Raw genomic sequence first — 24,739 nt, 5'->3', positions numbered from 1 at the left:
CTGTGGTGGGTCTCGATACGCCCCTGCGGGGCTACTCGACCAGCGGAGGAGGGGCCGCCTCTCGCGCAGTCGCGCTGATTCGTCGCGAACGGCTCCCCAGAGTCCCGCGCAGCGGCCGTTCGCGCCGGATGGACGCACGCCCGCCCCCTGCTGATCGAGTAGGTCGCGCAGCGGCCGTGTCGAGATCCGCCCGCGCCGCGCGTGCGCTTCGGGGCGGCGCCGGCTGCTCGAGCGGCGAGGCCGGACCCTCAGCGCGACGCGAGGTACGCGCGCCAGCCGCCGAAGCGCGTGATGTCCTCGGCGCCCTCGACGGCGATCGGCTCGACGAGGAACCCGCTCACCAGCGATCCGTCGGCCAGCGTCACCTTCCCGATCGCCATCGGCTGCGGTAGCGCGGCGACGAACGAGCCGAAGCCGGCGTCGTCCAGCCGCCACACCTCCACCTCCAGTGCCGCACCGCCGTCGGCGACGCGCACCACTCCGGGCTTCGGCGGAGTCGTCGCGAGCGCGACCAGGCGGTAGTCGGCGCTCGTCGCGGTGGTCGAGACGAGCTCGGCTCCGCGATCCGTGAGTTGCGCGTTCAGCGGCTGGCCGGTCAGGTGGGCGCCGGCGACGGCGAGGAGGACGGTCATGAGCGGTTCCAGACGAGGTCGGCGAGTCGGTGGTCGGTGAAGGCGGGGCCGATCAGCTGCACGCCGAACGGCAGAGCGTCGACGGCGCCGGCGGGGTAGGCCACGGCGGCCAGGTCGAGCAGGTTGGCGAAGTTGGTGAAGCGGCCCAGGCGCGAATTCACGCCGATGGGATCCTCGGCCACGGCCGCCAGCGTCGGGTGCTCGACGGTCGTGGGCAGCAGCAGGGCGTCGATCCGCTCGAAGACCGCGTCGGACACGACCCGGGCGCGGTCGAGGCGCTCCTGGTCCTGGAACAGCTTCCAGGCCGGCAGCTCCCGCGCCGCGCCGATGATGCGTCCCACGGTCGGGTCGACCTCGTCGGGGTGCGCGTCGACGAAGGCGCCGACGGCCGCGTAGCGCTCGGCCACGAACGCGCCGTCGTAGAGCACGCGTGCGGTCTCGAGGAACACCTCGATGTCGAGCTCGATCACCTCGGCTCCCGTCGCGGTCCAGTGGGCGACCTCCGCGTCAAAGGCCTCGGCCCAGCCGGGAGCCAGCTCGCCGAGCTGCCCGGGCAGCGGCACTCCGATCCGGGGCGCGCTCTCCAGGAGCGGAGCGGCTCCCGTCCGGCTCAGCGGATCCCGGGCATCCGGTCCCGCCATCACCTCCAGCGCCCGCCGCGCCACCTCGGCGTCCGCGGCCATCACCGTCACCACGTCGAGGCTGCGGCACGCGGGCACCACGCCCGCCGCGCTGACCCAGCCCTTCGTCGGCTTCAGTCCCACGAGGCCGTGGAACGCGGCCGGAACGCGCCCGGAGCCGGCCGTGTCGGTCCCGAGCGCGAAGTCCGCGGCACCGAGGGCGACGGCGACCGCGGATCCCGACGACGAGCCTCCGGAGATGCGCGACTCGTCGACCGCGTGCCGCACCGCCCCGTAGGGGGAGCGGCTGCCGACGAGCCCGGTCGCGAACTGGTCGAGGTTGGTCGAGCCGAGCACCACCGCGCCGGCCGCGCGCAGCCGCGCCACGGTCGTCGCGTCCTCGGCCGGGTCGTACGCGAACGCCGGGCAGGCGGCCGTCGTCGGCAGGCCCGCCACGTCGATGTTGCCCTTCACGGCGAAGAGCAGCCCCGCGAGCGGGAGCGCCGGATCGACCGCAGCGAGCTCGGCCGCCACCTCGGCCTCGGGGCGGAGCGAGATGAACGCCTCCGGTCGGGAGCGCAGCCGCGCGTAGCGCTCGGCGACGTGCGCCGCGGGATCCTGGACGGTCATGCCGCTGCCTCCTCGGCGATCGGTTCGAGGACGACGAGCACAGCGCCCGCCGCCACCTGGACGCCCACCTCGGCGACGACCTCGACCACGCGGCCGTTCGTCGGAGCGGTGACGGGCGCCTCCATCTTCATCGCCTCGAGGGCGACGAGGGTCTGACCGGCCTCGACGAGGTCGCCCACGGCCACGTCGAGCCGGAACACCGTCGCGACGAACGGCGCCTCGACCGCCTCGCAGCCCTCGGGCACGACGACCGCCGGGCCGTCGGCGGGAGCGGGCACCGCGTCCTCGCGGTCGAACTCGCCCGAGGCGCGCCACGCGTCGCGCTCGGCGCCGAACGCGGCGGCCTGCCCCTCGCGGAACTCGGCGATGCCCGACGCGTTCTGCGCGAGGAACTCCTCGTACTCGGCGAGCGAGAACTCGCCCTCCTCGATCCGCAGCGGCAGCCGCCCGGCGGCCATCTCAGCGCGCAGCTCGAGGAGCTCCTCCGGCTCGACCGGGTACCAGCGGATGCGGTCGAAGAACCGCAGCAGCCACGGCACGCCCTCCTCGAACGCCCCGGCCTGGTGGTGCGTCGACCAGATCGGCACGGTGCGGCCGACGAACTGGTAGCCGCCCGGTCCCTCCATCCCGTAGATGCAGAGGTACGCGCCGCCGATGCCGACGGCGTTCTGCGGGGTCCAGGTGCGCGCGGGGTTGTACTTGGTCGTGACCAGGCGGTGCCGGGGGTCGAGCGGAGTCGCGACGGGCGCGCCGAGGTAGACGTCGCCGAGCCCCAGCACCAGGTACTCGGCCTCGAACACCGTGCGGTACACGTCGTCGACGCTCTCGAGCCCGTTGATGCGGCGGATGAACTCGATGTTCCAGGGGCACCACGGAGCGTCGTCGCGCACGCCGGCCGTGTAGCGGCGGATCGCCTCGCGCGTGGAGGGGTCGTCCCACGCCAGCGGGAGGTGCACGGTGCGGCTCGGGACGCGGAGGTCCGCGGTGGCGGGCAGCACCGCCTCCGCCGCGAGGACCGCCTCGGCGATCGCCTCGGTGCTTGTGGTGCGGGGGTCGAAGTGCACCTGCAGCGAGCGGATGCCCGGGGTCAGCTCGATCACACCGGGCAGTCCCGCGGCCTCGAGCGTCTCCGCGATCGCGTGCACCCGCATGCGGGAGGCGATCTCGAGGCTCATCTCGCCGACCTCGACGAGCAGGTTCGCGTCCCCGCTGCGCCGCAGCACGACCGCGGGCGCGCCGTCCCGGGCGGGGAGGCGGTGCAGGACGCCCTCGTCCTCGACGGCGGCGCGACCCGCGGCGGGCACGTCCAGCGGCGCGTCGAGCAGCGTCGCGGCCTGGGCGGACGTGACCGGCACGAACCGCACGGTGTCGCCCGGGCGGAGCTGACCGAGGCGCCAGAGGTGCCCGGTCGCGACGGTCGCGGGGCAGGTGAATCCGCCCAGGCTCGGCCCGTCGGGTCCCAGCAGGATCGGCAGGTCGCCCGTGTAATCGACGGCGCCGACCGCGTAGGGGGTGTCGTGGATGTTCGAGGGGTGCAGCCCCGCCTCGCCGCCGTCCGAGCGGGCCCAGCGCGGCTTCGGGCCGACGAGGCGGACACCGGTGCGGGCGGAGTTGAAGTGCACGTCCCAGTCGGTGGCGTAGAAGACGGCCATGTCGTCTTCCGTGAAGAAGTCCGGAGCGGCGTGCGGACCCTCCAGGGCCGCGATCTCCCACGCGGTGGGGAACTCGGGCCGCGCTGCCGTTGGCACCGGAGCGACGGGGTGCGCGGTCGCGGGCGTCCGGATCCCGAGGACGTCGCCCGGTGCCAGGGCGCGCCCGGCGTGGCCGCCGATCGCGCCGAGGTCGAAGGTGCTCGCCGAGCCGAGGATCAGCGGGACGTCGAGGCCGCCCTCGACCAGCAGGTACATCCGCATGCCGCGCTCGGCCGTGCCGATCGCGAGCACGCCGCCGGCGGGAACCTCGATCGGCTCCCACGCGGTGATCGGCGCGCCGTCCAGCGTCGCCGGAGCGGGGGCGCCCGTCAGCACCACGCGGGCCGCGCTGTGGAAGCGGAGGGTCGGTCCGGTCATCGTGATCTCGAGGCCGGGGGCCGACGCCGGATTGCCGAGCGCCTCGTTCCCCAGTCGGAACGACAGCGCGTCCATCGGCCCCGACGGCGGGATGCCGACCGGCCAGTAGCCGAGCCGGCCGGGCAGGTCCTGCACCGTGGTGAGCATCCCGCCCTTGAGCACCTCGAGGCGCGGAGTCGCGTCGCGGATCCCGTCGAGGGTCGCGGTCGAGTGCTCGGCGGCGAGCACCGACGGCTCGGCCGCGATCGCGCGCAGGAGGCCGGTGTTCGTGGCGATGCCGTCCACGCGGGTGGCCGCGAGAGCCTCGCCCAGCGCGGCCCAGGCCGCCGCGCGGTCCTCGCCGTGCACGATCACCTTCGCCAGGAGCGGATCGTACGCCGTCGAGACCTCGCTGCCGGCGCTGATCCAGCCGTCGATCCGCGCGACGTCCGGGTACTCGACGGCGGTGATCGTGCCCGAGCTCGGAACATTGCCGAGGTCCGGGTTCTCGGCGTAGAGGCGGGCCTCGACGGCGGCGCCGGACGGCTCCGGCACCGCGTCCAGGAACGACGTCTCTCCTGCGCGAGCCGCAGCATCCACTCGACGAGGTCGATGCCGTAGCGCGACTCCGTCACCGGGTGCTCGACCTGCAGGCGCGTGTTGACCTCGAGGAACGCCGCCTCCTGCCGCACCGGATCGTAGATGTACTCGACGGTGCCGGCGCTGCGGTAGCCCGCGTCGGCGCAGAGTCGGGCCGACGCCTCCGCGATGCCGATGCGCACGGCCTCGGGCAGATCGGGGGCGGGGCTCTCCTCGATCACCTTCTGATTGCGGCGCTGGAGGGAGCAGTCGCGGTCGCCGAGGGTGACGACTCGGCCGAGGCCGTCGCCGAAGACCTGCACCTCGACGTGGCGCGCCCGCTCGACGAGCCGCTCGAGGAACACGCCGGCCGAGGAGAAGCCGGCTTCGGCGAGGCGGCGGACCTCGCGCCACGCGGTGCGCAGCTCGGCCTCGTCGCGGCAGGCGCGCATGCCGATGCCGCCGCCTCCCGCGGTCGCCTTGAGCATCACGGGGTAGCCGATGCGGGCGGCCTCGGCGGCGGCGTGGTCGGCGTCCTCGAGCAGGCCGGTTCCGGCCAGCATCGGCACCCCGGCGCGCTCGGCGGCGTCGCGCGCTGTGTGCTTGGCGCCGAAGACCTCGAGCTGCTCGGGGGTCGGGCCCACGAACACGATCCCGGCGGCCTCGCAGGCGCGGGCGAAGTCCGCGTTCTCGCTGAGGAACCCGTAGCCGGGATGGATCGCGCCGGCGCCGGTCGCGCGGGCGGCCTCGAGGATCCGGTCGATCCGCAGGTAGCTCTCGCTCGCGGCCGCCGGGCCGATCCGCACGGCCTCGTCGGCGAGCGCGACGTGGGCGGCGCCGAGGTCGGCGTCGGAGGTGGACGGCGACCGTGCGCAGCCCCATCCGCTTCGCCGTCCGCAGGATCCGGACCGCGATCTCGCCGCGGTTGGCGACCAGCAGGGTGTCGAAGGTCATCGCGCGGCCACTCCGTCGAAGACGATCATCTCGGCGCGGGAGGGGTCGAATCCGTTGCACGGGTTGTTGATCTGCGGGCAGTTCGAGACGACCACGAGGGTGTCGCGCTCGGCGCGCAGGGTGACGCTGAGGCCGGGGGAGGAGATGCCGTCGACGATGCCGAGGGCGCCGTCCGGATCGACGGGCACGTTCATGAACCAGTTCACGTTCGACACCTGGTCGCGCTTGCCCATCCCGTGGCGCGAGAGCTCGGCGACGAAGTTCTCGGCGCAGGCGTGCTGGGAGTAGGTGTGGAAGCCGTAGCGGAGCGTGTTGCTCTCCTTCGAGCAGGCGCCGCCGAGGGTGTCGTGGCGCTCGACGTCGGTCGCGATCACGCTCAGCAGCGGGCGGTGCTCGGCGTCCCGCAGCACCGAGCCGGTGGTGAGGTAGACGCTCGCCTGCGCCTGCAGGGTGGCCGCCGCCGAGTACGCGGTGCGGTCCTCGGCGTCGTACGCGAGGAAGTCGACGGCCTGGTTGCCGTCGACGTCGACGATCACGAGGATCTCGCCCGCCCGCAGCACGCGCGACCAGGGCGCCCGCGCGGCGACGGTCTCGCGGTGGATCTCGGTGCCGTGGTCGGTGCTCATGCGATGCCCCTCGCCTGCAGGATGTCGTCGGTGTTGAGGAACGCGCGGCGCCCCTCCGGAGTGGCCGAGCGGAGCGGATCGTCCGGTCCCGCCGGCTCGCCGCGCCAGGCGAGGACGTCGACCGGTCCGCACGAGTACTCCGGCCGGGGGTCGAGCGAATGCGCGGTGTTCGCCAGGAGGACGATCGCGGGCATCTCCGAGGCGCAGGACGACCGAGCGGCCCGGCCCGGCGCTGCCGAGGAACTCGGGGGAGCCGTCCGCGCGGATCCGCACGCCCTGGAAGTACGAGACGCTCGGCGCGAGATCCCGGCGGCCGAGCCCCTGCTTCTCGGCGCCCAGCAGCAGCAGCTCGCGGCCTGCGGGGGAGGGGCCCTGCGGGGAGCCGTCGCCGTAGCGCTCGACGTTGCGGGCGAGCGCGGTGGTTCCGTAGATCGTGTCGTGGCGGCCGGAGTCGTCGGCGACGGTGCTCGCGAGCACGCGGCCCTGATCGCTGAGGAGCAGCTGCCCGGCGCCGGCGTAGACCTGCCACTGCACCTTCACGGTGTCGGCGACGTTGAGGCGCTCATGGGTGCCGGTCGCGCTGTAGAGCAGGAGCGAGACGCAGGCCTCTCCGGTGACGTCGGTCAGACGGAGGTGCGTGCCGCGGGCGAGCGCCCGGTGGCCGTAGCCGCCCCCGGCGATCCGCTCGGACCAGCGGAGGTCCCCCGCGGCGACGTCCGCCGGCGGATCGGTGTGCAGGCTCGCGGGCACGAGCGGGCCCGTCTCGGCGGCCGTGCCCTCCTGGGCGCGGGCGTGCGCGCGGGCGCCCGCCGTGGTGGAGGTGGTCGATGCGGTCATCGCTCTGCGCCTTCTCTCGGTGGGGCTCCGAGTCGCCCGGGCTTTCTGTCGGTCGACAGGAAGTCGATCATGGGCCGGTGTCGCGGGCGTGACCCCGGTGTTGCGATCGTGTTTCGGGCGCGGCGGCCGCCGCCCTCGCCGCCGTCCTCCAGAAGTTGCGGGAAGTGCGCGCGGTCACCGCGACTTCTGGAGGAGCGCGGCTCCATCGGCGGCAGCTCCGGCGGGCAGTGGCGACCCGGGCCGTCGTCCTTCCTCAGAAGTTGCGGGAAGTGCGTGCGATCACCGCAACTTCTGGATGAGGGCTGGAGGAGCGCGGAAGCGGCACCGGCGGGGCCGGCGTCGCCCCGCTGCTACCGTCGAGCGCATGGCCAGCGCACCCACCGGACGGCCCCGCGCCTCCGGAGCCTCGCTCACCGGCCTCGGCACCCGCGCCGACATCCTCGCCGCCGGCGCGGCGCTCTTCTGCACCGAGGGCTTCGGCAGCACGAGCACTCACGCGATCGCGGCGGCGGCCGGCATCCGCCAGGCGTCGCTCTACCACCACTTCGCGGGCAAGCACGCGGTGCTGCTCGAGCTCCTGCTCGGCACCGTGCAGCCCTCGCTCGACGCGGCCGCGCAGCTCCTGGCGCGCGACGAGTCCCCCGCTGCCCGGCTGTGGGCGCTCTGCGTGTCGGACGTGCGCCTGCTCTCGGCGGGCGAGCACAACGTCGGCGCGCTGTACCTGCTGCCCGAGCTCGCCGACGAGCGCTTCGCCGCGTTCCGCGAGCGGCGCTCCGAGCTCGAGACCGCCTACCGGACGCTCGTCGCGGCGTGCGGGGCCGACGACGTCGAGGTCGGAGCGGGGCTCGTGCTCGCCCTCGTCGAGAACGTGATCCTGCAGCGCCGGCGACCCGGCGTCGACCTCGAGCGCCAGGGCGAGGCCGTCGCGCTCGCCGCCCTGCGCGTCCTCGACCTCGACCGCGCGGACATCGCGGAGGCGCTCGCCGCAGGACCCGGAGCCCTCGCGCACCTGCGCTGACCCGCCGGCCCGCCCACTCCTCAGAAGTTGTCGTACTCGGCCCTCGAGTACGACAACTTCTGCATACTCGCCCGCACGTCCGTCCCTCTGCGCCGGGGCGGCCCGCCCACTCCTCAAAAGTCGTCGTACTCGGCCCTCGGAGTACGACAACTTCTGGACACTCGCCCGCACGTCGCTCCCTCTGCGCCGGGCCGTCCTGCCCACTCCTCAAAAGTCGTCGTACTCGGCCCTCGAGTACGACAACTCCTGGAGACTCGTTCGCGCGTCCGCTCCTTCGCACCCGCCAGACCCGCCCACTCCGCGGAAGTCGTCGTACTCGGCCCTCGAGTACGACAACTCCTGGACACTCGACCGCGGCACCCGGCCGCCCGCCCACCGGCCAGCCCGCCGCTCCGCCCACCGCCCCGCGCGCCGGAGTTAACGCGATCGTTGCACGCCCGAAAAACTCGGCGCCTCCGGGCGCGGCAGGATCCGTGTCTATCAACCGATAGAAACACCCCGCCGCACCACCGAGCATCCTGGAGCACGCATGATCATCCTCGGAGTGGGGATCACCGTCCTGGTGGTCCTGGCCGTCGGCATCGCGGTCGCCCGCAAGATCGACGGCGACAGCGCCAACTACCTCGTCGCGGGCCGCCGCCTGGGCATCCCGCTCGTCGCGGTCTCGCTCACCGCCGCGGCGGTCGACTCCAACGCCACCGTCGGCAACACCGACCTCACCTCGCAGTTCGGCTTCTGGGCGGGCGCCTCGCTCGCCATCGGACTCGCGATCTGCCTGCTCATCACCGGACTGTTCCTGGCCAGGCCCATGAACGCGATGAAGCTCTTCACGCTCGCCGACTTCTTCCGGATGCGCTACGACCGCACGACCGAGATCGTCGCGTCGGTGATCATGGTGCTCTCGTTCACGATCCTGCTCGCGGGCAACCTCGTCGCCTGCGGCTTCCTGCTCGAGCGCTTCGCCGCGATCCCCTACGCCTGGGGCGTGATCCTCTCGGTCGCCCTCGTGCTGACCTACACGATCGCCGGCGGCCTGTTCTCGGACGCCTACACCGCCGCGATCCAGACCGTCATCACCGTCGTCGCCGCGGTCTCGCTGCTCGTGTGGGTCGCGCTGGCCTACGGCATCGTCATCCCCGAGGGCATGGGCCCGTTCGACTTCGAGCAGCTGACCGACCCGGCCATGGGCGCTCCCGTGAACTGGGCCACGCTGGTCGCTCTCGGCATCGGCGATCTCGTCGCCATCGACTTCATGCAGCGGATCTTCGGCGCCAAGTCGCCCGAGGTCGCCCGTCGCGCGTGCTTCGCCGCCGCCGCCGGCACCGCGGCCATCGGCACGATCTTCGCGATCGTGGCGCTCACCGCGAGCGCCGTCCTGGGCATCACGACGGCCGACGGGCCGATCCTGTTCACCCTGCTCGACGACTACGCGCCACCGCTCATCGCGATCCTGGTGCTCTCGGGAGTCGTGGCCGCCTCGTTCTCGACCGCGTCCGGAGCGATCCTGGCCACGTCGGCGATCGTTGTGCGCAACGTCCTCTCGGTCCGCCGCCACACCGGCGCCGGTGCGGACCCGCTGCTGAAGTGGACCCGCGTCGCGATGATCCCCATCGTGATCCTCGGGTCGTTCCTGGCGATCCGGGTGAGCCAGACCGGCATCCTGCTGACGCTCGCCTTCGACCTCATGCTGGCGTGCCTCGCGGCGCCGTTCCTCATCGGGCTCTTCTGGAAGCGCCCGGGGGTGACGGCCGCGCTCGTCGCGGCGGGCGTCGGCTTCGCCGTGCGGATCGTGTTCCTGGCGCTCACCCCGACGCTCTACGGAGTGCCGAACGACATCCTCTACGTGCCGAACGATCTGATCGGAGCCGGCTTCGACGGCTACGCCACGCTCGTCGCGGCGGCGATCGGGTTCGGGACGTTCGTGGTCGTCGGGCTGCTCGCTCCGCGCTCCTCCCGCGAGCTCGACGACGAGCGCACCGTGCGCCGCGAGCTCGACGAGGAGCAGGCCGGAGTCCTCGAGCCCGCGGGCGTCTGACGCGCACCGGACCGCACCGCCGGGGTGCCTCGCAGAGCGAGGGCGCACCCGGACACCACCGCCGGGGTGCCCCGCAGAGCGCGGGCGCACCCCGGCGTCGCCGGTCACGCCGGCAGTGGGAGCAGGACGGTCGGCGCGGGGAGCGGCTTCGCGGCCCTCGAACGCCACGGGCTGGCAGACCATCAGGTAGTCGCCCGGCTCCACGCGCGAGAGGTCCGCGTTCTCGAGGATCACGATGCCCGCACCGCAGAGCGCGACGTGCGTCGGCCACTCCTCGGTGTGGGCGGGCGCCTCCATGGTCATGTAGTCGATCCCGGCGAACAGCACTCCGCGCTCGACGAGCCACTGCGCTCCGCTCGGGCCGAGCCCCACCCAGGTCTCGGACTTCGTGGTCCGGGTCAGCGCGTCGACCGAGTTGCGGGTGCGGAAGAGCACGCGCTGCGCCCCGTCGGCCCCGGCCGCCGCGAGGTCGTCGGCGGTGATCTCCACCTCGACGTGGCGCAGATCGAGCACGCGGACCGGGCCGACGACGCTGTCCAGCGCGATCTCGTCGACGGTCGCGCCGCCCGGCACGAAGTGGGAGGGAGCGTCGACGTGAGTCCCGGTGTGCGCGCCGATCAGCCAGCGCGAGACGTCGGAGGGGTAGCCGTCCTCGATCCGCTCGACCATCTCGTAGGTCGGGCGGCGGCCCCAATGCAGCATCTCGGTGCTGATCGGGATGTTCAGGGGGATCGCGCCGGACATGTGCTCCTCCGTCGTGCAGAATGGATTCCGTTCCCTCCATATTGGATCCAATCTCTGCCGACCGCAAGGAGACCCGGTGCCCACCGTCCGCGACTGGACCGCTCCGCTCCCGCTCCTCGGGCCGCCCGAGCGACTCGTGCCGCTCGTCGTGGGCTGGGAGCCGATCCCCGAGTCGATCTCGCTGCGCGGCGGCGACTCCGCGCGGTTCCTGCTCGAACCGGTGACCGCCGCCGCGATCGTCCATCCGGGCGGCTGGATCCTGATCGACGGAGGGTTCGACCTCGCGAAGGTGCGCGATGCCGCACTGCGGGCGGCGCACTACGACTACGAGAGCTACACCGCTGTCGTGCCGCCCGGCGACGCCCTGGCCGAGGGGATCGCCGCGGCCGGCCTGCGCTGGGAGGACCTCGCGCTCTGCGCCCTCTCGCACCTGCATCTCGACCACACCGGCGGCCTGCGGCTGGTCCCCGCCGGCACGCCCGTCGCGCTGCAGCGCCGGGAGTGGGAGTGGCTCGCCGAGGGCATCGGCCGGCGCGAGACGGTGGTCCCCGCCGACCTGCTCGACGCCGACGTCGAGATCCTGCTGCTCGACGGCGACACCGCGCTCGCCCCCGGAGTGACGGCGCTCGACACCCGCGGGCACACGCCGGGGCACCAGTCGTTCCGGGTCGAGCTCGGCGAGACCGCCGTCGTGCTCGCCTGCGATGCGGCCGATCTCCGCCGCAACCTCGACGAGCGCACACCCTGCGGCTGGACCGCGCGCCCCGGCGAGGCGGACGCGGCTCAGGCGTCGATCGACCGCCTCGCCGACCTGGCCGCGCAGGCCGCGACCGAGGTCTGGCCGGGGCACGACCCCGAGCACGACTACTCGGCGCGCTCCCGTTGATCCCCGATCCCGTGCGACATCGCCCCGGGGCCGCCGCGGAGTCCCCGCCCGTCGATCCGTCGCGGACGGCTGTCCGAGCGGATCGATCCGTCACGGACGGCCCCGCGCTCCCGCGTCCGGGCGCCGTTCGTGACGGATCGACGGCTCGCGCGGGTCGCCGGGAGCCGTTCGTGACGGATCGGCGACCGCGTGGGTGCGCACCGCCGTCCGCGACGGATCGACGCAGCGAACCGGTCAAGCCCCTCCCGTCCGCGCGGCGGCTCCGCTTGTCTGGAGACCGTGGGGACGACGCAGCACGCGGGGACGACGGCGCGGAGACGGCTCGTGCGCGAACGCGCCTACCAGGGCGGGTTCCTGATCGGCGTCGCACTGATGGCGGCCGTCGACGAGATCGTGTTCCACCAGATCCTCGGTTGGCACCACTTCTACGACCGGTCCACGCCTGCCATCGGACTGCTGTCGGACGGGCTGCTGCACGCGGTCGAGATCGTCGCGCTGGTCGCCGGGTTCTTCCTGCTGCTGGATGCACGGCGTCGTTCGGCCCTGCGGGCGGGCGTCGCGGTGGCCGGCGGCCTGACCGGTGCGGGCCTCTTCCAGCTGTGGGACGGCGTCGTCGACCACAAGCTCCTCCGCGTGCACCAGGTCCGCTACGACGTCGACCTGCTGCCGTACGACGTGGCGTGGATCGTCTCGGGCGCGCTGCTGCTCGCCGCGGGGATCGTGCTGTCGGTGCGCGCGCGGCGGGCCGCGTGACCCCGCACGACCACCCCCTGATCGCTCCCGGGCTCCTGCTGAGCCTGCCCCTCGTCGTCGCGGCGGCGCTCGCCGTGGGAGCGAGCCGGGCCGAGTCCCGTCGCGGCCGCCCCTGGCCGGTGCGCCGGCTCCTCCTGCTGCTCTCGGGCCTCGGAGTCGCGATCGCCTCGCTGACCGGGCCGTTCGCGGAGTGGTCGCACGCGGATCCGCGCGGCGCGATGCTCTCGCACCTCGCCCTGGGCCTGCTCGCGCCCCTCCTGATCATCGCGTCGGCTCCGGTCACCCTCGCCCTGCGCGCCCTCGACGTCACCGCCGCGCGGCGCCTGTCGCGGGTGCTCCGGAGCCGCCCCGCCCGCGTGCTCGCGCATCCGATCCCCGCGGTGCTGCTCTCGACCGGGTCGCTGTGGATCGTGCACGCGACGGGCCTGCTCGAGGCCGCGCACGCGGATCCGCTGCTGCACGCTCTGCTGGGCGTGCACTTCCTCGCCTCGGGCTGCCTGCTCACCGCGGCGCTGGTCGGCGTCGACCCGGCGCCGCACCGCGCGCCGTTCGGACTGCGGCTCGGAGTGGTCCTCGGCAGCATCGCCGCGCACGCGCTGCTCGGCACGACCCTCTACGCCGAGGCGGCGAGCGACGTCGAGCGGCAGGCCGCGCAGCTCCTGTACTACGGAGGCGACCTGCTCGAACTCGCGCTCGTCACGGTCCTCTTCGCACAGCAGTACGCGGCGACGGCCCCGGGGAGGGCGCGCAACCCCCTCCGCCGCCGCCCCGCGCATCCGTAGAGTCGCCGGATGCTGCTGATCTTCGGAACCCGCTCCGTCGAGGACGTCCTGCGCGTGCTCGTCTTCGTCTGCCGCGTCTGCGGAGTGCGCGACGAGCAGCGCGTGATCAGGAGCCGGACGAGGCTGTCCCTCTTCTTCGTCCCGCTGTTCACGGTGTCGTCGCGGTACCTGCTGGAGTGCGACAACTGCGGGACGGTCTCGCGCATCACGAAGGAGGAGGCGGAGGGCACGGTCCGCTGGGCGGGCAACTCGGACGCGTGACGCGCGCGAGTCGGCGCGAACGGGCCCCTGACTCGCACTGAGCGCCCGTTCCGCGTCCCCTCGTGGTGCCGCGTCGGGCGGGCACGGGCCGGAGGGATGGCGGCCTCGCTACTCCATCAGGGTCAGCGTCAGCGTCGAGCTGTAGTCGCCCGCCTCGGTCGTGGGCAGGGCTTCGAGGGCGAGCTCGGCGGTCGACGTCCAGCTGCCCTCCGTCGCGACGCCCGCCGAGTCGTCGGTGAGGGCGAGGAACTCCTGGTCGACGAGCCCGACGTTGCCGGGAGCGTCGTCGAACACCGTGCCGACGTCGGAACCCGCCGACACGATGCCGCTGTCGCCGCCGTCGATCAGGCGGGGCGACCAGCCGAGCTGCGACGCGGGGATCGGCGCCTGGCCCGCGCTGCCGATGAACTCGGAGGCGGAGCCGAGGACGTACCAGCCTGCGCCGTCGGGGATCTCGTCGGCCGCGCGGGTGTCGGTGACCGTCACGGTGGGGAGGGAGCCGGTGAAGCGGCGGAGCTCGGGAGTCGATCCGGTCTCGGTAAGAGCGGCGGCGTCCCCGTCGACGGTCATCGACAGGGTACCGGGCGTGGTAAGCGGAGTGATGGTCACGTCGACCGAGACGGAGTCGTCGTCGAGCTCAGCGGCGACCGCCTGGCCGGCGACGGCGGTGAGAAGGAGGCAGCCGGCGGCGGCGGCCGCGGTGCGGGTCCAGAGGGTTCGAGGCGTCATCGCGTCTTCTTTCGGGTGGGACTCGCCGCGGCGAGCGCGGGAGGGTGTCGCGGGGTGAGGAGGGGTGGGAGCGGATGGCCGCTCCCACCCCTCCGGTGCTCAGCAGGTGCGAGCGGTGTAGGGCGCTTCGACGGTGCGGCTCAGCGCCGCGCCGTTCACGGTGGCCGTGGCGTCGACCGTGGCGGTGCCCGCCGGGATCGAGCCGAGGCGGGTCGTGAACGCCTGCGTGGCCGAGGAGCCGGGCTTCACTCCGGTGAACACCTTGGTGCCGTAGGCGGTGCGCAGCGTGATGCCCATCGGAGTCGCTTCCTCGTTCTTCGCCGTCACCGTGAGCACGACCTTGCCGCTGATGCAGCGCGAGCTCGCCGACGCCGTCACCTTCAGCGCGGGGGCCGCGGCGATGGTGAAGGACGCGGTGGGCGACGCGGCGGAGGTGCCGATCGAGTTGGTCGCGACGACGCTCGCCGTGTACGTCCCTGCAGGCAGGGCGGCGAACACCGCGCTCGTGGTCGTGCCGGTCCTCGTGATCGCCGCGCCTGCGGTCGGAGTGACGGTCGCGGTGTAGCCCGTGATCGCCGCTCCTCCGTCGGCCGGAGCCGTCCACGACACGGTGGCCGCGTCGCCGGCGACGGTGACGGTGGGTGCCGCCGGTGCCTTCGGAGCGGTGGCGGCGCCCGGCTCGACCATGACGGTCACGCTGGGCCGGACCGTGGTCCCCGCCATCGCGCCGAGCACGGTGAAGGTCCCCGCGGTCGCGTACGAGGCCGGAGCGACGGCGTCCCAGGTGACGGGGCGCGACTCCTTCGCCCCGGTGCCGCCGCTGAAGACGGCGACCGCGGTGCGCGGGAGGACGGGCGCCGTGCCGAGGGCGGTGGTGGCGGTCTGCTGCTCGATCGAGGCGATCTCGCTGCCGCTGTCGCCGACGCTGATGGTCGCGGTGACCACCTGCGTCGAGCCCGTCAGCACACCGGTCGCGGTGATCGTGCCGGGAGTGGCGAAGCGGGAGGCGGGGATCGCGTCCCAGGTCGCGCGCAGCTCGCCGCGCGATCCGTCGGAGTAGACGCCGATGACGGTCGCGGGAAGCGTCACCGGGGTGTTGACGGTGGTGCGCTTGGCCACGGCCTCGAAGGAGGCCGGGTAGTCGGCGTAGACGTCGAACTCCGAGGCGCCGATCGCCGAGTAGGCGCCGCTGGTCGAGCGGCTGGCCTGGAAGGTCGCGCGCAGCTGCGTGGTCGTCACCGGGGTGAAGGCCACCTCGCTGGGCGCGCCCATCGCGTTCACCGGGTACTGGGTGCCGGCGCGCAGGGCGACCGGCTTCCAGGTGGTGCCGTCGAGGTACTCGAGCGACCAGGAGGCGGGGAGGGCGACGCCGCCCCCGCTGCCCTGCTCGGCGTCGTTCCAGAACGAGGCTCCCGCGCCGGCGAGCCGTGTCGGGGTGGCCCAGGTGTAGGTCAGCGTCTGGCTGGCGGGACGGGCGCCGTCGGCGTACGTGCCCCAGAGCTTCGTCTGCTCGGTCTGCGCACTCGGCACGGTCTCACCGTCGTTGATCGAGGCGAGGCGGTTCCACGGGGCGACGTACGAGGCGGACGGAGTCGCGTACGACCCCACCTCCGGACCCAGCGGGCGGACGTCCGAGACCTCGACGACCTGCTCGGAGGTCGTCTGCTTCACGGTGTCCGAGGCGGTGAAGCGCAGCGTGTACGAGCCGGGCTTCGAGAAGCGGACCGTCGTCGCGGCGGAGGCCGCGTCGGTGAAGGTCGCCGTCGAGTCCGCGGGCTTCGCGACCACGGTCCACGCCTGGGTGAGCTCGCCGATCGGCAGTCCGTCGTCGGACGCGGTGCCGACGAACCGGGCGATGCTCGGGTCCGCGACGGCGAGGCGCTGGATCGACACGACGGGTGCCGCGTTCTCGGCCGGCGTGTAGGCCGCAGCCACGTTCTTCAGCTGCACCTCCTTGATGCCGGTCTTCTGACCCTGCTGGTGCGCGACGAGGACCCGGAACTTCTGGGCGGTCACGTCGGCGAACCGGACGGTGTTCTCGTTGCCGGTCGGGACCTTCGGCGTGCGGGCCTGGGCCGTCACCGACTTCCACGCCGCGCCGTCCCAGTACTGCACGGAGTACGACTTCGAGCGGAGTAGCCCTGCACGGTCGTGCCCGAGGAGGTGCGGTAGAAGTAGATCCCCGCCTGGTTCACCTTCTGCGCGCTGCCGAGGTCGATCTCGAGCCAGTCGCTCGCGTTCGGCGATCCCGCGGTGCCCCAGAAGGGCTCGTTGACGGTGGAGCCGTCGACGGCGTTGGCCGGCACGAGGCTCTTGCCGGAGGGAGTGCTGCCGCCGGCCGAGTAGGAGGCCGTGGCGGTCCTGCCCTCGGCGAGCTGGGGAGCGGCGCTGGTCACCGGGTCGACGTCGACGCCGGCCTTGCCGAGCAGGTCGACGACCCGGTCGGTGGAGGCGAAGCGCACGTCCTGCGCGGGCTTCACGGCGTTCGCGGCCGAGAAGAGCACGGTCGCGTCGGTCGTGACCTCACCGGTGACGGTGTCGAACTCGACGGGCACGAGGCTGTCGATCGTGAAGGCGCGCTTCCCGTCGAGGTAGACGGAGTAGCCCTCGGGGGTGTCGCCGTAGTGGCGGGTTCCGCCCGGCTCGTCCCACACGATCGTGAGGTCCTTGTCGTGGTACTTCAGGTTGTTCGCCGTGAAGTGGTCCCAGTCGATGTCGATGGGCGAGAGCTCGAGGACCGAGTCGGTGCGGGCCTGCAGGCCCATGGCGTCCTCGACGACCGTGAAGTTGGTCGTGCCGAGCTGCGTCTGGTGGATCCAGGAGCGGTACTTGATCGATCCGCCGTCGGCGGCCGAGCCGTGCGACCAGAACTCGTTCTCGTTCTGGCGGGTCACGTCGCCCTTCTCGTAGCTGGCCCAGGCGTTCCAGTAGAGCATCTTCTTGTAGTAGTCGCTGGTCAGGTACGAGTTCGGGTAGTCGCGCAGCGTCGAGGACAGCAGGCGGAACATGACCGTCGAGTTGATGGTCGAGAAGTTGTTCGAGTAGTGCTTGCCCGATCCGGCGTCGCGCAGCGCGCGGGCCTTCGCGTCCTTCTGGTTGGCGGTGTAGAAGGGGAACGGCGCGTACTGCTCGCTGTCGACGAAGAGGCGGAAGGCGTCGAGGTACTTCTGGTCGAAATCGGCGTCTCCGGGCTTGGGCATGAGGCCGACGGTGTACGGGTAGTACATGTTGACCTCCTTCCACGGGATCTTCGATCCGGCGGGCGAGGCCCGAGGAGCCGTCGGAGTAGGAGGCCTTGATCATGTTGCCGAAGAAGCCCGCCTCGTCGGCGGTGCCGCGCTTGTCCTCCCAGAGGACGTCGAGGACCGACTTCTTGATCGCCTCGGCCTTGGCCGTCATGCGGTCGGCGCCGGCGGTGTCGCCGGCGAGCCGGTACGCCTCGGCCGCGGCCACGGCACCGAGGTAGAGGTAGGCGCTCTCGGGGCGGTCCATCGGGTACGAGTTCCATGCGGCGGTGTTGCGCCACGAGAACGAGACCGCGTCGACGTCGTTGCCGGTGAGGGCGGGGTTCGAGTACTCGAGGAGGTTGTTGCCGTTCTTGTCGAACTCGGCCAGCTGCCCGGCGATGTCGTCCTCGGCGTAGGTCGCGAGCTTGTCGGCGATCGCGGCGTCACCGCCGTGGAGCGCGTAGGAGTTCCACGCGGCCTCGGAGATGTAGTTGGTGTAGCTGCTGTTCCAGTGGGCGGGGTTGCCCGGGTTGTCGATGTAGCGGCTCTCACGCGCGGTCTCACCGGCCGACAGCCAGGTGCCGTAGGCGCTGGAGGGGTCGCGGAAGTACTTCATGTCCTCGATGAACATGCCCGCCGTGAGGACGATCGCGTTGTTGTACGCGGCGCCGAAGACGCCCTCCATCGAGGTGGGGAACTGGTAGTCGTTGCCCGGCACCTGCGCGTCGAGGAAGTTCGTGCGCAGCAGCCACCAGCGGTAGAAGAGCGTCTTGTCGATCTCGCCCGAGGGGGTCTCGAGGTAGGGGATGTTCTCGACCCACCACGTGTTGTAGCTCGTCGTCTGCGTCGTGAACGCGGCCGCCGGCGTCGCCGCGGCGATCGACTGGAACTCGGTGGTGCTCTCGGGGATCTCGGTGGTGGTGAAGCCGAGCTGGAGCTTCACGTCGGCCGCAGTGGCCGAGGCCGAGACGGTGCGGGTGAGCGCGGTGCCGTCGACGCCGAAGCCGTCACCCGAGTAGCGGGTCGAGACCTGCGTGACGTTGTTCGCGGTCGTGACGGAGCCGGTCAGCTCGGTGCCCGCCGCGGTGCGGGCCAGGCCGGACTCGGCGCGCAGGGCGACGGTCTTCGTGGATCCGTCGGTGGTGCTGATCTGCAGCCGCTCGACCGCGACGTTCTGCCGCGAGACGAACTTGGTCTGCTTCACCAGCAGGCCGCCGCCGGTGTACTCGGAGTACCAGTAGCTGGGGGTGTTGTGGCGCTTCGCCTGGTTCTCGGTGAGGGTGACGGCGGCACCGTTCACGCTCGCGGTGAGCGTCGATCCGCTCTGGCCGAGGTCCTCGATGTAGGCGATGCGGCCGCGGAAGCCGAGGCCCGCGTCGGAGTTCTGCATGTAGACCGCGCGGCCGCGCGAGAAGAAGACGCCGTTGTTGTCGTAGTCGACGTTCGCCGGCTGATCGGTGGTGAAGTCGAGACCGCCCGGCTCGTCGGGCTGGACGCCGTCGCGGGAGAGCATCCGGTCGAGCCAGAAGTCCTCGCCCGGAGCGGAGCCGGCGCCGGCGGCGAGATCGGCGGCGTAGATCTTCCCGAGGTGGGAGACGGTGGGGTCGTAGGTCGCCGTCGTGGACGGGATCGCCGAGGCGCCGTTGGTGAAGGTGGGGTAGCCGAGGCTCTCGTTGCTGTTCTGCAGGCCCTCGGAATAGGGATCCCACGCGGTGGCGGCGGAGGCGGGAGCCGCGACCAGGACCGATCCGGCGAGGACCGCGGTGAGGGCGGTGGCGAGTGCGGCCGTGGCCGCTCGGGATCTTCTGGGTGTTCGCATCGTCGCGGACGCTCCCGTTCTGTTCGGCAGTGAGGAAGGGATGGGTCGCTCGCGCCGGTGGGCAGGAGGGGCCACGAGCACGGTAACAATTTCCTCAGGCGAACGAAAGCCTTTTAAGTGTTTCGCTCGGCGCGCCTCGCAACGAGGATGATCGCCGCCGTTAAGGACATTTGAATCCATGATCACGGCGAAAGTCTCGAAAACCCCCGATCGTGCACGGCCCAGAGAAGGACGAAGGGCCGCCGCGGAGCACTGCTCCACGACGGCCCTTCCTGCGCGGTCGGCGACCGCGCTGCGATGTCAGTCGGCGACCGGGATCCACACCCGCATCGTCGAGGGACCCCGCTCGGCCCAGTCGTAGTACGGGGTCAGCGAGACGGGCCAGTGCCCCTCCACCCGGCTGCTCCCCGACGGTCCGGACGCGTAGGGCCACGGCCCTTCCGTCGGAGCGATCGAGATCAGCCGCACCTGCACGTCCGAGCCCACGACGCGCGGCTCGACGCCCGCGTCCAGACGCAGGGTCGAGACGTCGGCGGCGTGCAGCTGCTCGGGCACGTCGGTCGACTCGAGCGCGTAGACGAGGGGCCCGCGCTCGACGGCGAGGCAGCCGCGCACCGCGTCGACCCGCGGATCGGCGCGCACGAAGCGGGCGGAGAGCGCGAGCTCCACCACGAGCTCGTCGCCCCGAGCGAAGGTCGCGCCGAGCTCCAGGTAGCCCTCGCGAAGCCGCTTCTCGAAGGTCTTGGTCGTGCCGTCGGCGCGGCGGAGCGTCACCGCGGGCTCCGCGGCCCAGCTCGGCACGCGCACACTGAGGGTCCAGGGCGCGGGCCCGCTCTCGAGCACGCGCACCGTGATCCTGCCGTCGTCCGGGTAGGCGGTCTCGACCGAGAGGTCGATCGGCTGGCCGCCGGGAAGCGTCGTGGTGATCCGCGAGGACGCGAACTGGTGCAGCTGGATCCCGTGCGCGTCCTTCGTCGCCAGGTAGGCGCCGAGGCTGGCGAACGTGCGCGCGACGTTGGTCGGGCAGCAGGAGACCTCGAACCAGGGTGCGCGCAGCGAGGAGGAGGCCCGCACGGACGCCTCGTAGGGGTCGGCGGGAGCACCGGGGCGGCGCTGGTGCAGCGTGTTCGCGTAGTAGAACGCCCGGCCGTCGCGCGAGGAGAGGTCGCGACGACATTGAACAGCGTCCGCTCGATCAGGTCGGCGTACTCGCTGCCGCCGCGGGCCAGCAGCAGGCGCCAGCTGAACTGCACCGACGCGATGCCGGCGCAGGTCTCGGAGTAGGCGCGGTCCGGCGGCAGCTCGTGGTCGTCGCCGAAGGCCTCGTCCTGGTGGTGCGAGCCCTGACCGCCGGTGATGTACGTGCGGCGGGACGCGGTGGCGTGCCACTGGCGGTCCAGGGCGTCCAGCAGTTCCTCGTCGCCGGTCTCGACGGCGAGGTCGGCCGCTCCGGACGCGAGGTAGTTCGCCCGCACCGCGTGGCCGCGCAGCACGGTCGAGGAGCGGATCGGCTCGTCGTCCTGGTAGTAGGAGCGGCCCCACTCGATGTCGGCGAGCGCGCCGTGGCCGCGGCGCTCGACGAACAGGCGCGCCAGCTCGAGGTAGCGGTCGTCGTCGGTCACCCGCGACAGCTCGACGAGCCCGGTCTCGACCTCGGCGTGGCCGCAGACCGACTCGATGCCGCCCTCGCCGAAGACGAGGCAGATCAGGTCGGCGGCGCGGCGCGCGATGACGAGCAGTCCGTCGTCGGCGCCGGGGCGGGTGCGCTCGCGCGCCACCGCCGCCTGGAAGAGGTGACCGAGGCAGTAGAGCTCGTGGCCCCACTCCAGGTCGGACCAGCGGGGCTGCTGCCCCTCGCGGCCGAAGCGGGTGTTGAGGTAGCCGTCGCGCTCCTGCGCCGCGCCGATCCGGGCGACGAGCGCACGGAAGCGGGTGTCCAGGGCGTCGGAGTCCGTGCGGCCGATCTCCCAGGCGAGCGCCTCGAGGTACTTGTAGACCTCCGAGTCCGCGAACTCGCGGCCCGTCCGGCGCCCGGAGAGGGTGCCGGCGGCGGCGAGGTCGAAGTTGGGCAGCCAGCCCTCGCGCTCGAGCCAGTACTCGATGTGGTCGAGGGTGGCGGAGCCGTTGGTGCGCTGGCGGTCGGCCCAGAAGCCCGAGGTCAGCACGACCTCGTCCAGGCCGAGCGGAGTGAGGGCGCCGGCGGCGGGGACGGCCGGGGCGATGGTGCGGGCGAGGGCGTCGCGGTCGCGGGAGGAGGGGGTGCGGGGGTGCGTGTCGATGGTCATGGTCATCCCTTGAAGGCGCCGGACATGAAGCCGCGGACGTAGTGGCGTTGCAGGAGCAGGAACAGGAGGATGCACGGCAGTGCGAGGACGACGACGCCGGCCTCGGTCGCTCCGTAGTCGACGACTCCCTGCACCTGCCCGCGGAGGTTCGAGATCGCGAGCGGCATGGTCATGCGGTCGGAGTCGGTGATGAGGATCAGCGGCGCCATGAAGTCGTTCCAGGCGGCGAGGAACGCGAAGAGTCCGACGGTGATCAGCCCCGGCTTCACGGCCGGCAGCAGCACCTTCCAGAGGACCGACCAGGTCGTGCAGCCGTCCATCTTCGCCGCCTCGTCGAGCTCGCGCGGCACCGCGTCGAAGCCGATCCGCATGAGGAACGTCGACAGCGGCAGCTGGAACATCGTCAGGACCAGGGCGACTCCGACGAGTGAGTTCGAGAGGCCGACGATGTTCAGCAGCACGTAGAGCGGGATCAGGAGCGTCGCGTACGGGACCATCAGGATCGCGAGGGTCGAGAGGAACAGCAGGTTCTTGCCCGGGAACTCGAAGCGCGAGAACGCGTAGCCGCCCAGCAGCGAGGTGCCCAGCGTCAGCACGACGGTGAGCCCCGAGACGAGCAGCGAGTTGCCGAGGTAGACCCAGATCCCCGCCTGGTAGTCGACGAGGGTCCCGTAGTTGCCGAGCCCCCAGCCGTCGGTCTGACCGGTGCCGGCGCGCGGGGCGACGGAGGAGACCGCGGTCCAGATCAGCGGGTAGAGGAAGATCACGGCGAGACCGCCCGTGAGGACGTAGAACGGGGTCTGCACGGCGATGCCGGCCAGGCGCGAGCCGCGCGGTCGGCGCGGCGACGGCGTGCTCGAGTCCGCGGTGGCGATCGCGCGGGTCGAGAGGCGGTCGATTTCGAGAGGCTGGTCATCAGTCGTCTTTCTTGCCGAAGGAGCGGATCTGGACGATGTTGAGGATCACGAGGGCCAGCAGCACGATCACCGAGAGGGCGCCGGCGACCCCGAGATCGTTCTGGCCCTGGAAGGCGACGCTGTAGATCAGCTGCACCACGGTGATCGTGGAGTTGTCCAGTCCGCCCTTGGTGAGGATGTAGAACTGCTCGAACGCGAGCAGCGACCCGGTGACGCAGAGCACGGTGGTGAGGGCGAGGGTGGGCTTGAGCAGCGGCAGCGTCACTCCGGTGAACGTCTGCAGTCGCGAGGCGCCGTCGATGCGCGCGGCCTCGTAGACCTCCTCGGGGATGCCCTGGAGGCCGACCATCATCAGCAGCATGTAGAAGCCGGCGAAGCGCCAGACGATCAGGAAGATCGTCGACCAGAGCGCGCCGGTCAGGGTGCCGAGGAACGTGATGCCCCAGCTCTCCATCAACCCCGCGAACGGCCCGGCGAGCGGGGAGTAGAGGACGTAGAAGAGGAGCGACGCCGAGGCGAGGCCGAGCGCGGTCGGGATGAGGAACGCGGTGCGGAGGAAGGTCTTCCAGCGCGTCGACTCCTGCACGATCAGCGCGAGGGTCAGGCTCAGGGCCAGCAGGATCACCGTCGTCAGGACGGTGTACAGCAGCGTGAACCGGATCGACGCCCAGAAGAAGCGGTCCGTCACGGCGTCGCCGAAGTTGGTGGGGAAGTTCACCCCGCGGTTCCCGGCGAGCAGCGGCCAGTCCGAGACCGACATCTGCAGGACGAGTCCGAGGGGGACGAGGAAGAGCAGCGCGACGAACAGCGCTGTCGGGGCGGCGTACGCCCAGCCGAGGAGGCCGGGGCGCGGCGGCGGACCCGGGTGCGGCCGACGTCGCTGGCGGTGGCTGTCATCGTGTGCTGACGCTTTCTGTGGGGCGCTCGGGCCGGAGCCGGGAGGCGTCCGGCCCGAGCGGGCGAGGTGGAGCGGCCTACTGACCGAGGATCGACGTGATGGCGTCGTTGTCGGCGTCGACGGACTCGCCGTCACCGAGGACCGCGTCGCGCACGAGGGTCAGCCAGGGGCTGCTGGGTGCGTTGAAGGCCTGCTGGAAGCTCGTCGAGAACGGGGTGTCGCCCTCGGACGCGACCTCGTTGATCGTGACCAGACGGGGGTCGAGCTCCGAGTACTGGTTGCTGGCGAGGTCCGAGCGCGAGACGACGTCGTTGTTCTTGGCGAGGACGCCGACCTGGGCGTCCTCCGACATCATCCAGTTGAGGAAGTTCCACGCCTGGGGCGACTTCTCGGAGTCCTTCGAGATGCCGATGCCGTCGCCGCCCACGAATGTGGAGCTGCCGCCGTCGGGTCCCGGGATGCCCGAGACGCCCGCCTCGAACGGGGTGGAGGAGAGCAGCGTGGCCGGGTAGAACTGCAGTCCGACCTTGCCCTCGGTGAAGCCGGCGGTCCAGGTCGGACCGGCTTCGTCCTGCGACGAGGGGAGGACCGCGCCGGAGTCCCAGAGGTCCTTCCAGGTGGAGTAGACCTCCTTGGCGGTGTCGCTCGCGAGGAGCGACTCGGTGCCGTCCTCGTTCATGACCTCGTCGCCGCCCGCCCAGATGGTGGGGAACCAGGTGAAGACGAGGCAGCCGCCGCAGTTGAGGCCGGTCGCGGTGCCGTAGGTGTCGGGCTTGTTCAGGGCCTGGATCGCCTTGGCGTGCTCGGCGAACTCGGCCATGTCCTTCGGGCCCTGCTCGGGGTCGAGACCGGCCTCGGCGTAGAGCTCCTTGTTCCAGAACAGCATCGACAGGTCCAGGACGAAGGGGAGCGCGTACTCCTTGTCGTCGTAGGTGCCGGCCGCGAGGTGGCCCTCGTTGATCGAGTCCTTGAAGTCGAGGCCGTCGATGCTCGGGGTGAGGTCCTGGAACAGGCCCTGCTCGGTCCAGTTGGGCATGTAGACGATGTCGGCCGCGAAGAGGTCGGGGAGTCCGTCGGAGCCGGCGGCGGCTCCGACCTTCGCGACGTAGTCGTCGTTGAGGACGACGGTCAGGTCGACCTGGTTCTCGTGGCTGGCGTTGTAGGCCTCGACGAGTGCCTTGGCCTGCTTCTCGAGCGGGGCGCGGGTCCACAGGGTGAGCGTGGTGCCGTCGTCCGTTCCCTCCGCGCCGCCGGCGGCCGGGTCGGCGGTGCCGCCTCCGGCCGAGGCCGAGCAGGCGGCCAGCGACAGGGCCATCGCTCCGGCGAGTGCTGCGGCGGCCAGGCGGCCGAACCGACGATGAGTGACGTTCATCTTTCTCCTCATTGCTCTTCATTGAGCCGACCTGGTGGGGGCTGGAGCCAGGTCTAGCGAAAACACCGAAATGCGTTTCGCTCAGTA

Annotated in this window: 18 protein-coding genes and 4 pseudogenes; 6 read left to right on the top strand and 16 right to left on the bottom strand. The window is 72.0% G+C overall.

The genetic code is table 11. From position 1 onward, the window contains the following. Positions 1-248 precede the first annotated feature (248 nt). The 6 genes and pseudogenes from AC0CII_RS15065 to AC0CII_RS15040 form a co-directional block, all read right to left on the bottom strand. Complete coding sequence (locus tag AC0CII_RS15065) at positions 249-632, bottom strand: allophanate hydrolase-related protein (RefSeq protein ID WP_465227217.1); 384 nt, start codon at positions 630-632, stop codon at positions 249-251. After that, a complete protein-coding gene (gene atzF, locus AC0CII_RS15060; protein ID WP_465227218.1) occupies positions 629-1,882 on the bottom strand; it encodes an allophanate hydrolase in 1,254 nt (417 codons plus the stop codon). Before atzF ends, AC0CII_RS15065 begins: the two co-directional genes overlap by 4 nt. After that, complete coding sequence (locus tag AC0CII_RS15055) at positions 1,879-4,485, bottom strand: 5-oxoprolinase/urea amidolyase family protein (RefSeq protein WP_465230936.1); 2,607 nt, start codon at positions 4,483-4,485, stop codon at positions 1,879-1,881. Before AC0CII_RS15055 ends, atzF begins: the two co-directional genes overlap by 4 nt. Before the next feature lie 80 nt (positions 4,486-4,565). Continuing rightward, a pseudogene (locus AC0CII_RS15050) lies at positions 4,566-5,315 on the bottom strand (ATP-binding protein); the annotation flags it as partial. Positions 5,316-5,376: 61 nt separating this feature from the next. After that, a pseudogene (locus tag AC0CII_RS15045) lies at positions 5,377-5,463 on the bottom strand (biotin carboxylase N-terminal domain-containing protein); the annotation flags it as partial. Beyond that, the gene (locus AC0CII_RS15040) at positions 5,460-6,926 is read right to left on the bottom strand and encodes an urea amidolyase associated protein UAAP2 (protein ID WP_465229924.1); all 1,467 of its coding nucleotides are present in this window, start codon (positions 6,924-6,926) and stop codon (positions 5,460-5,462) included. The gene AC0CII_RS15040 and the pseudogene AC0CII_RS15045, both read right to left, overlap by 4 nt. Positions 6,927-7,290: 364 nt before the next feature. Between AC0CII_RS15040 and AC0CII_RS15035 the strand changes: the two genes are divergently transcribed. Both AC0CII_RS15035 and AC0CII_RS15030 read left to right on the top strand, forming a co-directional pair. Beyond that, positions 7,291-7,944, top strand: a complete 654-nt coding sequence (locus tag AC0CII_RS15035; protein ID WP_465227221.1) for a TetR/AcrR family transcriptional regulator — start codon at positions 7,291-7,293, stop codon at positions 7,942-7,944. A gap of 529 nt (positions 7,945-8,473) precedes the next feature. Beyond that, a complete protein-coding gene (locus tag AC0CII_RS15030; RefSeq protein WP_465229923.1) occupies positions 8,474-9,979 on the top strand; it encodes a high affinity choline transporter 1 in 1,506 nt (501 codons plus the stop codon). A gap of 351 nt (positions 9,980-10,330) precedes the next feature. On the opposite strand, the pseudogene AC0CII_RS15025 reads toward AC0CII_RS15030, so the two are convergent. Beyond that, positions 10,331-10,648 (bottom strand): annotated as a pseudogene (locus tag AC0CII_RS15025) (cyclase family protein); the annotation flags it as partial. Between the two features lie 151 nt (positions 10,649-10,799). Here AC0CII_RS15025 and AC0CII_RS15020 point away from each other — a divergent pair. The 4 genes from AC0CII_RS15020 (at position 10,800) to AC0CII_RS15005 (ending at position 13,405) form a co-directional block, all read left to right on the top strand. Continuing rightward, positions 10,800-11,609 carry an N-acyl homoserine lactonase family protein gene (locus AC0CII_RS15020; protein WP_465229922.1) on the top strand — a complete coding sequence of 270 codons (810 nt, stop codon included), beginning with the start codon at positions 10,800-10,802 and terminating at the stop codon, positions 11,607-11,609. 279 nt (positions 11,610-11,888) lie between these two features. Beyond that, positions 11,889-12,362, top strand: a complete 474-nt coding sequence (locus tag AC0CII_RS15015; RefSeq protein ID WP_465229921.1) for a DUF2243 domain-containing protein — start codon at positions 11,889-11,891, stop codon at positions 12,360-12,362. Continuing rightward, positions 12,290-13,144, top strand: coding sequence for a cytochrome c oxidase assembly protein (locus tag AC0CII_RS15010; RefSeq protein WP_465229920.1), 855 nt, complete (start codon positions 12,290-12,292; stop codon positions 13,142-13,144). Before AC0CII_RS15015 ends, AC0CII_RS15010 begins: the two co-directional genes overlap by 73 nt. Before the next feature lie 9 nt (positions 13,145-13,153). After that, the gene (locus AC0CII_RS15005; protein ID WP_465227226.1) at positions 13,154-13,405 is read left to right on the top strand and encodes a zinc-ribbon domain-containing protein; all 252 of its coding nucleotides are present in this window, start codon (positions 13,154-13,156) and stop codon (positions 13,403-13,405) included. A gap of 108 nt (positions 13,406-13,513) precedes the next feature. Here the strand turns inward: AC0CII_RS15005 and AC0CII_RS15000 are convergent, their stop codons facing one another. The 9 genes and pseudogenes from AC0CII_RS15000 to AC0CII_RS14960 form a co-directional block, all read right to left on the bottom strand. Further along, positions 13,514-14,134, bottom strand: coding sequence for a hypothetical protein (locus AC0CII_RS15000; protein ID WP_465227227.1), 621 nt, complete (start codon positions 14,132-14,134; stop codon positions 13,514-13,516). A gap of 99 nt (positions 14,135-14,233) precedes the next feature. Next, positions 14,234-16,249, bottom strand: coding sequence for an Ig-like domain-containing protein (locus AC0CII_RS14995; protein WP_465229919.1), 2,016 nt, complete (start codon positions 16,247-16,249; stop codon positions 14,234-14,236). Further along, a complete protein-coding gene (locus AC0CII_RS14990; protein ID WP_465229918.1) occupies positions 16,213-16,689 on the bottom strand; it encodes a discoidin domain-containing protein in 477 nt (158 codons plus the stop codon). The genes AC0CII_RS14995 and AC0CII_RS14990 overlap by 37 nt, the downstream gene beginning before the upstream one ends. Next, entirely contained in the window at positions 16,658-19,180 is a 2,523-nt protein-coding gene (locus AC0CII_RS14985; RefSeq protein ID WP_465229917.1) for a hypothetical protein, read from the bottom strand. Before AC0CII_RS14985 ends, AC0CII_RS14990 begins: the two co-directional genes overlap by 32 nt. A gap of 300 nt (positions 19,181-19,480) precedes the next feature. Then, entirely contained in the window at positions 19,481-20,254 is a 774-nt protein-coding gene (locus AC0CII_RS14980) for a glycoside hydrolase family 127 protein (RefSeq protein WP_465229916.1), read from the bottom strand. Between the two features lie 146 nt (positions 20,255-20,400). After that, positions 20,401-21,465, bottom strand: a pseudogene (locus AC0CII_RS14975) (glycoside hydrolase family 127 protein); the annotation flags it as partial. A 2-nt stretch (positions 21,466-21,467) separates the two neighbouring features. Beyond that, complete coding sequence (locus tag AC0CII_RS14970) at positions 21,468-22,271, bottom strand: carbohydrate ABC transporter permease (RefSeq protein WP_465229915.1); 804 nt, start codon at positions 22,269-22,271, stop codon at positions 21,468-21,470. A 109-nt stretch (positions 22,272-22,380) separates the two neighbouring features. Next, positions 22,381-23,142, bottom strand: a complete 762-nt coding sequence (locus tag AC0CII_RS14965) for a carbohydrate ABC transporter permease (protein WP_465229914.1) — start codon at positions 23,140-23,142, stop codon at positions 22,381-22,383. Between the two features lie 214 nt (positions 23,143-23,356). Beyond that, entirely contained in the window at positions 23,357-24,652 is a 1,296-nt protein-coding gene (locus AC0CII_RS14960) for an ABC transporter substrate-binding protein (RefSeq protein ID WP_465229913.1), read from the bottom strand. Positions 24,653-24,739: the final 87 nt, after the last annotated feature.

Source organism: Rathayibacter sp. AC182 (assembly GCF_979253875.1).
This window is presented reverse-complemented; position numbering and strand designations above follow the sequence as displayed.